The sequence below is a fragment of the Clostridium rhizosphaerae genome, assembly GCF_016765585.1.
Taxonomy (GTDB): Bacteria; Bacillota; Clostridia; order Clostridiales; family Clostridiaceae; genus Clostridium_AT; species Clostridium_AT rhizosphaerae.
In genome coordinates this window covers 392,816-405,001 of sequence record NZ_JAESWC010000014.1, presented here as the reverse complement: position 1 = coordinate 405,001, position 12,186 = coordinate 392,816, and the positions used below count along the sequence as shown (strand labels likewise).

Annotated in this window: 15 protein-coding genes; all 15 read left to right on the top strand. The window is 34.0% G+C overall.

Annotated elements, in window-relative coordinates; genetic code table 11:
- Positions 1-59: 59 nt before the first annotated feature.
- The 15 genes from JK636_RS18020 (at position 60) to JK636_RS17950 (ending at position 12,084) form a co-directional block, all read left to right on the top strand.
- Positions 60-476 carry a hypothetical protein gene (locus JK636_RS18020; protein WP_202750364.1) on the top strand — a complete coding sequence of 139 codons (417 nt, stop codon included), beginning with the start codon at positions 60-62 and terminating at the stop codon, positions 474-476.
- A gap of 183 nt (positions 477-659) precedes the next feature.
- Positions 660-1,274, top strand: a complete 615-nt coding sequence (locus JK636_RS18015) for a DUF2815 family protein (RefSeq protein ID WP_202750363.1) — start codon at positions 660-662, stop codon at positions 1,272-1,274.
- Complete coding sequence (locus JK636_RS18010) at positions 1,271-3,244, top strand: DNA polymerase (RefSeq protein WP_202750362.1); 1,974 nt, start codon at positions 1,271-1,273, stop codon at positions 3,242-3,244. The genes JK636_RS18015 and JK636_RS18010 overlap by 4 nt, the downstream gene beginning before the upstream one ends.
- Positions 3,245-3,425: 181 nt before the next feature.
- On the top strand, positions 3,426-3,701 hold the full coding sequence (locus JK636_RS18005; protein WP_202750361.1) for a hypothetical protein: 276 nt from the start codon (positions 3,426-3,428) through the stop codon (positions 3,699-3,701).
- A gap of 112 nt (positions 3,702-3,813) precedes the next feature.
- Complete coding sequence (locus JK636_RS18000; RefSeq protein WP_202750360.1) at positions 3,814-3,975, top strand: hypothetical protein; 162 nt, start codon at positions 3,814-3,816, stop codon at positions 3,973-3,975.
- Positions 3,976-4,133: 158 nt separating this feature from the next.
- Positions 4,134-4,334, top strand: coding sequence for a hypothetical protein (locus JK636_RS17995; protein WP_202750359.1), 201 nt, complete (start codon positions 4,134-4,136; stop codon positions 4,332-4,334).
- A 437-nt stretch (positions 4,335-4,771) separates the two neighbouring features.
- Complete coding sequence (locus JK636_RS17990) at positions 4,772-5,251, top strand: LURP-one-related/scramblase family protein (protein ID WP_202750358.1); 480 nt, start codon at positions 4,772-4,774, stop codon at positions 5,249-5,251.
- A gap of 116 nt (positions 5,252-5,367) precedes the next feature.
- The gene (locus tag JK636_RS17985; protein WP_202750357.1) at positions 5,368-5,883 is read left to right on the top strand and encodes a GNAT family N-acetyltransferase; all 516 of its coding nucleotides are present in this window, start codon (positions 5,368-5,370) and stop codon (positions 5,881-5,883) included.
- A 416-nt stretch (positions 5,884-6,299) separates the two neighbouring features.
- Positions 6,300-6,734: a hypothetical protein gene (locus JK636_RS17980; protein ID WP_202750356.1), complete on the top strand. Its 435-nt coding sequence runs from the start codon at positions 6,300-6,302 to the stop codon at positions 6,732-6,734.
- Positions 6,735-6,882: 148 nt separating this feature from the next.
- Positions 6,883-7,698 carry a GNAT family N-acetyltransferase gene (locus tag JK636_RS17975; protein WP_202750355.1) on the top strand — a complete coding sequence of 272 codons (816 nt, stop codon included), beginning with the start codon at positions 6,883-6,885 and terminating at the stop codon, positions 7,696-7,698.
- Positions 7,699-7,788: 90 nt separating this feature from the next.
- Complete coding sequence (locus tag JK636_RS17970) at positions 7,789-8,277, top strand: GNAT family N-acetyltransferase (RefSeq protein WP_202750354.1); 489 nt, start codon at positions 7,789-7,791, stop codon at positions 8,275-8,277.
- Positions 8,278-8,410: 133 nt separating this feature from the next.
- Complete coding sequence (locus JK636_RS17965) at positions 8,411-8,824, top strand: GNAT family N-acetyltransferase (RefSeq protein ID WP_202750353.1); 414 nt, start codon at positions 8,411-8,413, stop codon at positions 8,822-8,824.
- A gap of 139 nt (positions 8,825-8,963) precedes the next feature.
- The gene (locus tag JK636_RS17960) at positions 8,964-9,953 is read left to right on the top strand and encodes a phosphotransferase enzyme family protein (RefSeq protein WP_202750352.1); all 990 of its coding nucleotides are present in this window, start codon (positions 8,964-8,966) and stop codon (positions 9,951-9,953) included.
- 182 nt (positions 9,954-10,135) lie between these two features.
- Positions 10,136-10,696 carry a ribonuclease FAU-1 family protein gene (locus JK636_RS17955; RefSeq protein WP_202750351.1) on the top strand — a complete coding sequence of 187 codons (561 nt, stop codon included), beginning with the start codon at positions 10,136-10,138 and terminating at the stop codon, positions 10,694-10,696.
- Positions 10,697-11,229: 533 nt separating this feature from the next.
- A complete protein-coding gene (locus JK636_RS17950; protein WP_202750350.1) occupies positions 11,230-12,084 on the top strand; it encodes an AAA family ATPase in 855 nt (284 codons plus the stop codon).
- Positions 12,085-12,186: the final 102 nt, after the last annotated feature.

The window sequence follows — 12,186 nt, the reverse complement described above, 5'->3', positions numbered from 1 at the left end:
CTGCGAGTGGAAACGAGCGTTTTAGACTACCCAGTGTTCCGACAAAAGGAGGAAATAAAATGTTAAATCTTACATTAACCATAACGGCTGCACCGGAATTACTGGCAGCAATGACAAGCTTCACAAGTGCTATTGTATCAGCAAAGATGGCAGCAATTCCAGAATACACATTAGATTTTACAGAGCCTAAGGCTTCTAAGGAGAATGCTATGCAGGTGCCAGTGCAGACAATACATACACCAATACAGGTGCCGGTGCAGACGGTACCAACTCAAGGGGTTTCTGTACCAACCTCAGCTCAAAGCTTCACCATGGAACAGTTAGCGGTTGCTGCAACTCAGCTAGTAGATGCAGGGCATCAAGCTGAGCTTGTGAGACTTTTAAGTTCCTTTGGAGTACAAACAATAACTGCACTTTCTAAGGAGCAGTATGGAGCCTTTGTAACTGAGCTTAGAAGTTTGGGAGCAAAGATATGATGGAAAGGAGGTTAAAGCCCTAAATGGGCTTTAACGGGTAGTCGCGAGCGAGAGCGAGTATGATAGACTACCCAGTGTTTCGAGTGAAAGGAGGTTGAAGTCCTAAATGGACTTCAACGGGTAATCTATGAGCGGAGCGAATGTGTTAGATTACCCAGTGTTTCGAGTGAAAGGAGAAATAATATGGCAAACATAAACAATCAAGATGTAGTAACAGGAAAGGTAAGGCTGAGTTATGTGCATTTATTTACACCATATGTAAGTGCTCAGGGGGGAGAGGCTAAGTACAGCACAACAATCCTTTTACCTAAAACAGATATAATAACCAAGCAAAGAATAGATGCAGCTATCAATGCCGCAATACAGGAAGGTATAGTTTCAAGATGGAACGGAGTAAGACCAACCGTACTTGCAATACCGGTTTATGATGGAGATGGAGTCAGACCTTCTGACGGTATGCCTTTTGGAGAGGAGTGCAAGGGACACTGGGTTTTCACAGCTTCTTCAAAGCATGCTCCTGAGATAGTTAACGTCACAATGCAGAGAATATTTAATGCGACAGAAATATATTCAGGCATTTATGCCAGGGTATCAGTTAGGTTTTTACCTTATGCTTCAAACGGTAAAAAGGGTATAGGTTGCTGCTTAGGTCCAGTGCAGAAGCTTGAAGATGGAGAGCCCCTTGGAGGAAGAGTTTCAGCTGCTGAAGCCTTCAGTGAGCCAATATATAAAGTGCAGCAATTTCAGATTGATCCAATAACAGGAGCACCGGTTAATGGCGGTGTTATGGGGCTATGAGGCATTTATCTATAGACATTGAAACCTTCTCGAGTATTGACCTGAAAAAGAGCGGACTGTACAAATATGTGCAGTCCCTTGATTTTCAGATACTGCTTTTAGCTTATTCCATGGACTATGAGCCAGTAAAAGTAATTGATTTGGCTCAGGGTGAAACTTTACCCATGGAGTTTGTTGAAGCTCTGCAGAATCCTGATGTAATCAAGCATGCTTATAATGCATCTTTTGAGTGGTATGCACTGAACAAGTTTTACCATTCACCTTTAGATCAGTGGAGATGCACTATGCTTCATGGACTTTACTGCGGATATACAGCTGGACTTGCTGCTACGGCTACAGTCCTAGGACTTTCTGAGGATAAAAAAAAATTATCAGTAGGCTCTGCCTTAATTAGAACCTTTTGTGTTCCGGTTAAACCAACAGCAAAAAACGGTCAAAGAACAAGAGATCTTCCTCATCACGAGATAGAAAAGTGGAATTTATTTAAAGAATACTGCAGGCAGGATGTAGCTGTAGAAATGGAGATTGAAAGAAGATTATCAGCCTTTCCGGTGCCTGAGGCAGAGCAAAAGTTATGGGAGCTTGACCAGAGAATTAATACCTATGGAGTAACGGTGGACAAAGAACTTATTGAAGGAGCTTTGTACTGTAGTGAGATGATAAACTCAGAGCTTACGCAGGAGGCAGTAAAGCTTTCAGGACTTCAAAATCCTAAGAGTGTTAAGCAGCTGACTAAGTGGCTTGAAGAGGAAACCGGAGCGGAAGTAGCAGACCTTAAAAAGGGAACGGTTAAAGAACTTATTAAAACTACAAACAGTGATGCAGCAAAGAGAATGCTTGAGATAAGACAGGAGCTTTCAAAGACCAGCGTTAAGAAGTACAAGGCCATGGCTGATGTCGTGAATTACGACGACAGGGTAAGAGGGCTTTTGCAGTTTTACGGAGCAAACAGAACAGGCCGCTGGGCAGGCAGGCTTGTGCAGGTGCAGAACCTTCCTAAAAACTATCTCGAAACATTATCTCATGCAAGGGATTGTGTTAGAGAAAAGAAGGTAGATGCACTGAAGCTTGTTTACGGAAATGTGCCTGATACCTTATCTCAGCTTATAAGAACAGCTTTTGTGCCTTCAGATAATAACATATTCCTAGTGGCGGACTTTTCAGCAATAGAAGCAAGAATCATAGCCTATCTTGCAGGGGAGCAGTGGAGACAAGAGGTGTTTACCTCCCACGGAAGGATTTACGAAGCGGCGGCTTCGAGGATGTTTGGAGTGCCTATAGAAAAGATAGTAAAAGGAAATCCGGAATATGAGCTTAGGCAAAAGGGCAAAGTAGCAGAGCTTGCGCTGGGTTATCAAGGCTCCACAGGTGCACTAATTGCCATGGGAGCTTTAAAGATGGCCCTAAAAGAAGAGGAGCTAAAAGATTTAGTAAAGAGATGGAGAGCTTCAAACAAAAGGATAGTTGACCTTTGGTACAGCATAGAAAATGCGGCTCTTGAAGTAATGAAAACAGGACAGGTAGTAGGAATTAAAGGGCTCATCATAGCTCGAGAAATAGATTTTAATAATAATCAGGATTTTTTAACTATAAAGCTTCCAAGTGAAAGAAAGCTGTTTTATGCAAAACCATTTCTAAAGACTAATGAAATGGGCAGAGAAGCACTTTACTATAGAGGCATAAATCAGGAAAAGAAGAAGTGGGAGAGCATCCCCACCTATGGAGGCAAGCTGACGGAAAACATTGTACAAGCAATAGCAAGAGACTGCCTGGCAGAAAGCCTCAAAAGGCTTGAGGCAGCAGGGTATCAGACCTGTTTTCATGTCCATGATGAAGTTATACTGGATGTGCCTAAAGATAAGGCGGATATAAAGGCTGTGACTGACATAATGGGACAGCCTATTGCATGGGCTCAGGGACTGCTATTAAAGTCAGAGGGGTATGAGACTGGGTTTTATAAAAAGGAATAAAGTATTAATAACAAAAAAATGATCTTTGAAAAGTGAATAATACGGTGTTGAAAAATATGATTCTAAATCCAATGATAAGTATATTAGTGTAATTGCTTCAAGTATATGGTACAATTTAGTTAGAATTTAATTCGGAATTGTAACCTATTGCGAAGCAAGAAAGGGGGATTTAGATAAATTTATGAAAAAAATAATATGTGCTTTTATTCTTATATTGGGGCTGATATATTGGGGTCATAGCACACCTGAAAATGCTATTCGCACTAGTATAATATTCTCTGGTCATCCTATCAAGGGTATACAAACCACCATATACAAAGGTTCTGTAGATAAAATATATGGACAAATATATTACTGCAAAAATCCAGAAATATATGAAGATCACTGGGGTTATTCAGTTCAACGGGGTATACTTGGAATATGGGTCATTAATGTTAGTGGTACAGGAAGAGGATAATACTTGCTTGTAACTGTATCAGAATCTTCTTATATGATTCGCTAGTTCAATACATAGATTAGGGAATCATAGTAAAAAAAGGGCGAAATAGATACGCAACGAGGTGTAAACAATGAAAAAGTTTTATTATATATGCTTAAAACTGCTTTGGTACTTCTTAATTACCGTTATAGCAACAACATACAAGCAAAACTACGGATGGTTATTTTTAGTGGTTTGTGCAATTATATTGGCTGTTGGAGATGCTGTATTATCAAGGCTCTTTAAAAAATAGTTAGGACACAATATTTTTATATGGTTGACTAATGATGCAAATGCAATAAATGAATAATGGTAAAGTATGGTGAACTATGAAGTGAAAATATTGTGGAGTTCTCTGCAACAGTAAAGATATACCGTCCTAATAAGATTATATTAGATGGGAGGAATCAGATGATGTATAAATGCCCTAAATGTAAATTACCTATGGGCAGGGCTGAAGTAGGAGCGGCTGGTGGTATCGGAATTTTTAAGAAAACAGGCAAAATATCTGCAAAGTGGAGTAATATACATTGTTATGTGTGTGCTACATGTGGATATATTGAACTTTACGCTGAAAAGCCAGATATATTTAAAGTTGATGAAAATAAGTAACACAGGAATTATGAAATTTAAACAAGTTCAGAATCTTCTTATCTTGCGACGCAAGAGTAATTTATTGTGCAGCAAAATTTATTGGAGGAAAAACTTTATGAATAAGTATAAATTAACGCGAAATCTGTGGTTATTTGCTGGAATATGTTTTTTAATATCCTCTGTAATTAATTTAAAAACTAATAAATCATATTTAGCGCTTATTCTAAATGTAATTACGAGCATTCTTATGTTTATTAATGCTTACATTAATCACAAGAAAGTTACCAAAGGTAGCAAGGATTAGAACTACGAGTAATATATTATATTGATAAACAATTTTAATCTATTGCAATTCACTTTAGTAAAAGATTTATTGAAAATTATATTTTATGAGATAAAAGTATAAGCAGTGTAAATTGAAAAAGAGTTTTAAGTTAGTTTATGGGGTGACGAATATGAGGTATAAAGTAAGACAGAGAATTTTTAGTCTCGGTGACAGCTTCACTATTAGGGATGAGTATGATAATGATCGCTATGAAGTGCAAGGAAAAGTTTTTTCTCTTGGAAATAAGCTGAGGATATATGATTTGGCAGGAAAAGAACTTGTCTATATCGAACAGGAATTATTTCACTTCTTTCCAACTTATAATATTGATCTAGAGGGTGGTCATGCAGCTTCCGTGAAAAAGGAATTAAGCTTTTTCAGGCCCAGTTTTATAATAGATAGTTCTATGGGAAACTATACTGTAGACGGAGACATATTTTCACACGAATTTCAGATATTAAAGAATGGCAGACCAGTCGCTAGTGTCAGTAAAGCTTGGTTCTCTTTTTCTGACAGCTATGGTGTAGATATTGATGATACTGAAAATCAAGCTTTTATGCTGGCTTTGGTAATTGTAATTGATCAAGTGCTTTATGATAAGAAGGACTAAAAAATAAAATTAAGCTAAAAACTATTTTTCTAAAAGAGTCACTAATTATAGTTATAGGTTAGTGGCTCTTTGTAAAATATTGTGCATTAGTGTAATAACAGGGGGCATTAGTTATAGTGATAAGAAATTTAGAAACAGATAGATTAATCATTAAAAAAACTATGAAAGAGGATACTGATTTTTGTTTGGATATATGGCTGGATAATGAAATGGGGAAATATTTATCAGACCCACCTCGTGAAAAAGCAAATGATACCTATTTAGAGTGGAAAGAGAATGTAGAAAATTATGATGGGTGTTATTACTTTGTTGCAATTTTAAAGGAAACTGGTAATTATATTGGAACATGTAGTGCTGTTCCAAGTGAAGATAAAAAGCATTGGGATTTAGGCTACGCTATTCATAAAAATTATTGGCGTCAAGGATATGCTACAGAAATGATAAAATCATTAATTGATTTTTGTCATACTAACGGTGGAAGAAAAATAACCGCTCCTGTTGCGAAAGAAAATATTGGTTCAAATGCTGTATTGAAAAAACTTAACTTTTATGTTGAAAAAGAAGGTGTTTTTAAAAAAAGTGGTACTGATATTATATATGACGAGTACACATACAGACTTGATTTAGAATAATTTTTAATTGGTTGTTTTAAGCAACTTATAATGAACAATCTTCTTATATAGCGTCTCAACTGTAAAATATCACGAATTGATTGGGGGATTTATAATGAAGACAAGTGAAAAGACAAAGTTTGCTTTTATATTTGGGGACCTTATCCTAGGAATGTCTATTTGTATTATTTACTCATTTTATAAGTTCTATTTCATGAGATATTACGGTTTTAATACGGTTTTATTTAATATCATTATCCCAGATATTTTGATACTATTAATATCCTATTTTATAGGTTTGGTTATTTATTCTTTAAGGCAACATATAAAGTCAAGAAATAACAAATTATAATTAGTTAGGTTATCATATGTTAATTGCTTTCTCGTAGGATATTACACAAAGGTAAAATATTGTGAATTATAAAAGGAAAATTATTATGAAGATTAACAGAGAGTTTTTTGATAATTATCTTAAATATTTATTATCGGCATTGTTAATTATTGTAATAGCAGTTGTGGTTTTATATAGTATAAAGACTGCTGTACCAAAGGTTGAAGCTGAAGGTATAAAGGTTTCAGGTATGTATAACTTAGATTTAAAATATGAGGATATACAGGATATTAAATTAGAGGATACTCTTCCGGAAGGTTTAAGAAAAGTTAATGGAATCGATCTTTTTGGTACTGCCTTTATAGGTAATTTCAGCTCACCAAATATGAATAAACTAAAAGTTTTTGTAGTTTCTGATAAAGGCCCTTTTATTTATATAACAACAAAAAATGTAGACTACCAGTATGTAATTATAAATAGAAAAGAAAAGAATAAGACAGAAGAGCTATATAACAATATCAGGTCAAAAATCAAAAAATAGTATTTATTTTAAATGGCTGGACTCAAAGTTTAGTCAATTCAAATACACAATTTTTATATGGTTCTCCAATCATTCAAATACGATAAATGATTAATGGTATTTTATTATGACTTAAAGAAAAATGAAAATTTGGTGGAGGGGGATATAAATGGAGTATAAGGAATTAAAACTGTTAAAAAGTATAAACTGCGATATTTACAAGGAGGATTCAGTTCAATTTAATATTTTGAGCCTAATATTAGAAAGTGAGCATCTAGAATTGTACTCTGATAATAGTCATATTATAATTTGTCGGTCAAGCCCTGATACAGCAGTATGGATTTGGACAGATTATACAATAACAAAGGATAATTCTCAAATGTTATATGAATGTATTTATAATGAATTTGAAATCAATACAAACATAACTTTTGTTATTAAACCTGTTATGTGTGATATTATAAAAAAAGTAATAAAGGATAAGATAGGAAAAGATAGTTGTATTATTACAGATATGATGACTTACCACTGTGTTGAGCCTATACAACCTAAAGATATTGATGGATTTATGCAACAAGCAGACTTGAGTGATATAGATATAATTGCTGGGTATAGAGCAGATGACTTAAAAGAAATGAATAACATTAATACATCAAAGGAAGAACAATCGAATAATTCGAAATCATTAATTGAAAGTGGTAATTTATATGTGTGGAAAAATAGTGATGGCGATATTACTTCAATAGCATTTGTTGCTCATCGTTCACAAGAACAAGCCAGAATAAACAGAGTATATACAGCACCAAAATATAGAAATAAAGGATATGCAGGTATGCTAATGTATGAACTATCAAAAATGCTTTTAAATGAAGGAAGAATTCCTGTAGTTTATACTGATAATACATATCCAGCTTCAAATAAGGCTTATAAGAAAGTGGGATACAGGGAATGCGGTGGTCTTTATGAAATAGGTTTAAACAAATAAAAATAAAGTCCATGTGAAGTTGAGTTAATTCACATTAGTAAAATATTGTTCGTTAATAAGGCGCTATTTAAAAGGCATTTGGAGGGTTTTATGCTCGATAAATCTATACAGTATTACGACGTGCTTATGAAAAGAAAAATAGGTACAGTAATTTCTAATCCATCACTTCCACCTGGATTTACTTTTAGTTTTTTTAAATTAGGAGATGAGAAAAGTTGGGCTGAAATTGAAACTTATGTTGGTGAATTTGAGGATGAAAAAAGGACTAAAGTTGCAACAATTACAAGTTGGTGGAATTATACAGAACTAAAACGAGACCCTTGGATACATTGGATGGCAGTTAAACCACAATATCAAGGTCTTGGATTAGGAAAAGCAATTGTATTTAAAGCAATGATGAATTTAAGAGAAATCGAAGGGGATAAAGATGTATATTTGCATACTCAAACGTGGAGTTATAAGGCTATAAATATTTATAAAAAGGCAGGATTTGATATAACTTCAGAACGTGGGCTTGGAGGGTATGAGAATAATAATTACGGAGAAGCTTTATTTATACTTAAGAACTATATTAGATAAGTTTATATGAATACCCTCATTAAAATGTGAATCAAGCTAATAAAAAATAGCGTTGAAAATTTTTGTTGTTTATTGTAAATACTACCCATTTGCTATATGATAGATTTAATTTGTGCTTGATGGAGGAAATTATATGATTCATCTCGAAAGAGTCAACATTGAGGATGCAGAAAGAATTGTTGAAGTGAAACGCCTTGCGTATACAGATGAGGACATCAGATTTGGCGGTGGTAGAGGAGAAAAATTAAAATATGTTGGAAATATTGATTTTATTAATTGGTGCATGAATAGATTTCATCTTTACAAAATAATGTTGGATGGAACAATAATAGGCACATTTTGGTTAGATCACGAGACCGATGAACGTCTTAATTACTTTGAATTACAGGATTTCTGCATTGCTCCAGAATACCACAATAGGGGGTATGGAGCACAAGCATTAGAGCTTATGGAAAAATTACATCCAGACATAAAAATATGGTCATTAAGTACATCAACCTTTAGTGTTAGAAATCAGCATTTATATGAGAAAATGGGATATATATAAAGTGGACAAACAGAAGAGAAAGTATTCTACGAAAAGGCTATTGACAGGAGGTGAAATACATGACAAAGCAATTTAATATGTATTGTAGAAAAGTGAGAAATTCCATTATATAACCAAATTAAATTAATGGAGGTTAATAATGGAAGAAAGATTTATAAATAAGTTTACAAAGGAAGTAATTGCAGAATCAGTCCAGAGGTACTGTGCGAAAAATACTGATATAACTATGATGGGGAATCATCAAAACTATGTATTTAGAGCTTATATACATGACAGAACAATATTCATTAGAATAACTCATGAATCTCATAGAACTAAACAGCTTATTCAGGCAGAAATAGAGTGGATTGAATACCTGTCAAACAACGGTATATTAGTTGCAAATCCTGTAACTTCAAGGAATGATTTACTCATAGAAACAGTTATAGCTGAAAATGATACTTTTTTTGTTGTAGCTTTTGAAGAAGCAATTGGAAAAGGCATCGGGCAGTATCCTTGGAGCACTGACAATGTTGAATTACTTGGTAGACTAACTGCAAAAATGCATATCTTATCGCAGGACTATACACCAGTTAGCAACTGCAGAAGGTTTGAGTGGTATGAAAATAATTTCATCTCCAGGGCTGGTGAGTATTTGCCCAAGGGACATTCAAAAGTCATTGAAGCATTAAATGAATTAATAGAGCAAATCAATAGATTACCTAGAAGCATGGATTCCTATGGATTGATACATGGAGATATGGTAGCTTGCAATTACCATGTTGATGGAGACAGAATTACCATATTTGATTTTGATGAATCAAGTTATTGCTGGTTTATTAATGATATAGCAATCCAGTTGTTTTATGAAAGCTTAACCTGGAGAGGAGAGCTAGATATAGAGGGGTCCAGACTAAGTGCCACACACTTTTTAAAAGGCTATTGTGAGAATAAAGCACTAGATTCCTTTTGGCTAAAACAGATACCATTGTTTGTTAAGCTTAGAGAGATAATCCTTTATATTGCAATAGTAAGAAGCAGAGACTTAAATGATTTGGATGAATGGAGCATGAATTTTATGAAGGGAAGAAAAGAACGAATAGAGAACAGGATTCCCTTTATTGAAATTGATTATTCCAAATTACTATAATTAATTATTTGCAGGGTCCGTAACAGTTCCAGTTACGGACTTTGTTTACCATTTACACGTAGTTTAAATTAGATAATTTGTATCGCAATATTCTTTAAGGTTGCATCAAGTATTTTTTATGACTGCTACAATTTGATAAATAATGGTAAACTATATATTATTTATATAATGGGTGGTGGAACATGAGAAGAAAATATATTGCAAAGAGTCAATGGCAAAGAATAAAGACAAGCAAATGTGTGCTATTTAATACATATCAAGAATGCTTTAATGGCTATGCATCAGCGATATTTGTTGAGAAAGTTCACGAAAAGCTTATATGTAAGTTAGACAGCAGGGAATTTTGCCTTGTAGATGATGGTTATTCGTGGATACTACGCTTACCAATCGGTAAAAATTGGTCAGTTACTACTATGTTTGATGACAGAAATAATATAATTGAATGGTACTTTGATATAACAAAACAAAATTCTATCGATGAGAATGGTCAGCCGTTTTATGATGATTTATACCTTGATATTGTTGTATTTCCATCAGGTGAGGTAGTCTTATTTGATGAAGATGAACTTAAAGAAGCTTTAGAAAGTGGAGATATTACACAAAGTGATTTTAACCTCGCATATAGTGAAGCTCATAAAATTTTGAAGGGTATGGCAAAAGATATTACATATCTGACAAATATGAGCTACAATGATTTAGAATTTTTCAGAGCTCAACTAAATACCTCAAACTCCACAGTATAAGCATAATAGAAGTTGTTTTAATTCGCCATCTTCTTATATCCCGATATAACTTCAAGAATTAAATAATCATATATAACACCGTATTATTCACCCCTGAATTCTACGGTGTTTTTTATTTACCAAATTTCAGAAAAAGGAGATTAAAGCCCTAAATGGGCTTTAACGGGTAACCTGTGAGCGAAAGCCAACATCTTAAGTTACTCAGTGTCCGAAGAGAAGCACTTTACTATAGAGGCATAAATCAGGAAACAAAGAAGTGGGAAATTTAAAGTCTGTGATTGACATAATGGGACAGCCTATTGATTGGCTCCGGGGCTGCTTTTAAAGTCAGAGGGGTATGAGTCTGTGTTTTATAAGAGGAGTAAAGAATAATGTTCGTTGAAAAGTGAATAATAAGGTGTTAAAAAATATGGCTTTCCTTTTAGTTGGAAGTATATTGCTGTGCTGATTTTAAGAATGTGGTACAATTGATTATAGCTAATTCGGAAGCGTAAAAAGTGTGAACTTAAAGATTATTTATATAAGGAGAAAAAATGATCTACTTAAATTGTTTTACATTTCCCAATGAAGATATGGAATTTGACTTTTTCTTGAAGATAAAAAGAACATGCTATGACTCCTTTTATCCCTTTAAGGTATTATCAGTACATGGTCTTGAAAGAATTGACTTTGAGCCAGTTACGATTCTATATGGCGGAAATGGTTCAGGAAAATCAACGGCATTAAATGTTATAGCAGAAAAAACAGGAATCGGACGTGATTCAATCTATAATAAATCAAATTTTTATCCTGACTATGTAAATATGTGCGAGATGTATCTTGAAACTGACATTCCTCTAAATAGCAGAATTATTACAAGTGATGATGTATTTGATTATATGTTGAATATACGTAACCTCAATGAAGGAATTGACCAAAAACGGGAAGAGCTTTTTGAAGAGTATTTAGATACGAAATATTCTCATTTCCAAATGAAGTCAATAGCAGATTACGAGCAGCTAAAAAGAGTAAATAATGCTAGAAGTAAAACACAGTCACGATTTGTGAGAAGTGAATTGATTGATAATGTCAGGGAATATTCGAATGGAGAAAGTGCATACAGATATTTCACTGAAAAAATTGGAGAAAATGGACTCTATATATTGGATGAACCTGAAAACAGTCTTTCTCCAAAACGTCAGATGGAATTAATGGGTTTTATTGAGGATTCTGCACGTTTTTTTGGATGTCAGTTTATTATATCAACTCATTCTCCATTTCTGCTGGCTATGCGAGGAGCAAAAATATATGATCTTGATGAAAATCCTGTTGATATAAAAAGGTGGACAGAATTGGAGAATGTACGCACATATTATGAATTTTTTAGGCTACATAATAATGAATTTTGATAATACTATGTATATTAATAGGTTGAAGTCAATAATTGATATGTATGGAGCTTATATTCCCATGAAGCTATAAAACAAAATAATTACCCAGAACACCGTATT

Coding starts and splice junctions, on each gene's coding strand:
- JK636_RS17990 (WP_202750358.1), top strand. CDS start 4,772: ATGAGGTATAAAGTAAGACAGAGAATTTTTAGTCTCGGTGACAGCTTC.
- JK636_RS18020 (WP_202750364.1), top strand. CDS start 60: ATGTTAAATCTTACATTAACCATAACGGCTGCACCGGAATTACTGGCA.
- JK636_RS17960 (WP_202750352.1), top strand. CDS start 8,964: ATGGAAGAAAGATTTATAAATAAGTTTACAAAGGAAGTAATTGCAGAA.
- JK636_RS17955 (WP_202750351.1), top strand. CDS start 10,136: ATGAGAAGAAAATATATTGCAAAGAGTCAATGGCAAAGAATAAAGACA.
- JK636_RS17970 (WP_202750354.1), top strand. CDS start 7,789: ATGCTCGATAAATCTATACAGTATTACGACGTGCTTATGAAAAGAAAA.
- JK636_RS17975 (WP_202750355.1), top strand. CDS start 6,883: ATGGAGTATAAGGAATTAAAACTGTTAAAAAGTATAAACTGCGATATT.
- JK636_RS18010 (WP_202750362.1), top strand. CDS start 1,271: ATGAGGCATTTATCTATAGACATTGAAACCTTCTCGAGTATTGACCTG.
- JK636_RS18015 (WP_202750363.1), top strand. CDS start 660: ATGGCAAACATAAACAATCAAGATGTAGTAACAGGAAAGGTAAGGCTG.
- JK636_RS18000 (WP_202750360.1), top strand. CDS start 3,814: ATGAAAAAGTTTTATTATATATGCTTAAAACTGCTTTGGTACTTCTTA.
- JK636_RS17965 (WP_202750353.1), top strand. CDS start 8,411: ATGATTCATCTCGAAAGAGTCAACATTGAGGATGCAGAAAGAATTGTT.
- JK636_RS18005 (WP_202750361.1), top strand. CDS start 3,426: ATGAAAAAAATAATATGTGCTTTTATTCTTATATTGGGGCTGATATAT.
- JK636_RS17980 (WP_202750356.1), top strand. CDS start 6,300: ATGAAGATTAACAGAGAGTTTTTTGATAATTATCTTAAATATTTATTA.
- JK636_RS17995 (WP_202750359.1), top strand. CDS start 4,134: ATGATGTATAAATGCCCTAAATGTAAATTACCTATGGGCAGGGCTGAA.
- JK636_RS17950 (WP_202750350.1), top strand. CDS start 11,230: ATGATCTACTTAAATTGTTTTACATTTCCCAATGAAGATATGGAATTT.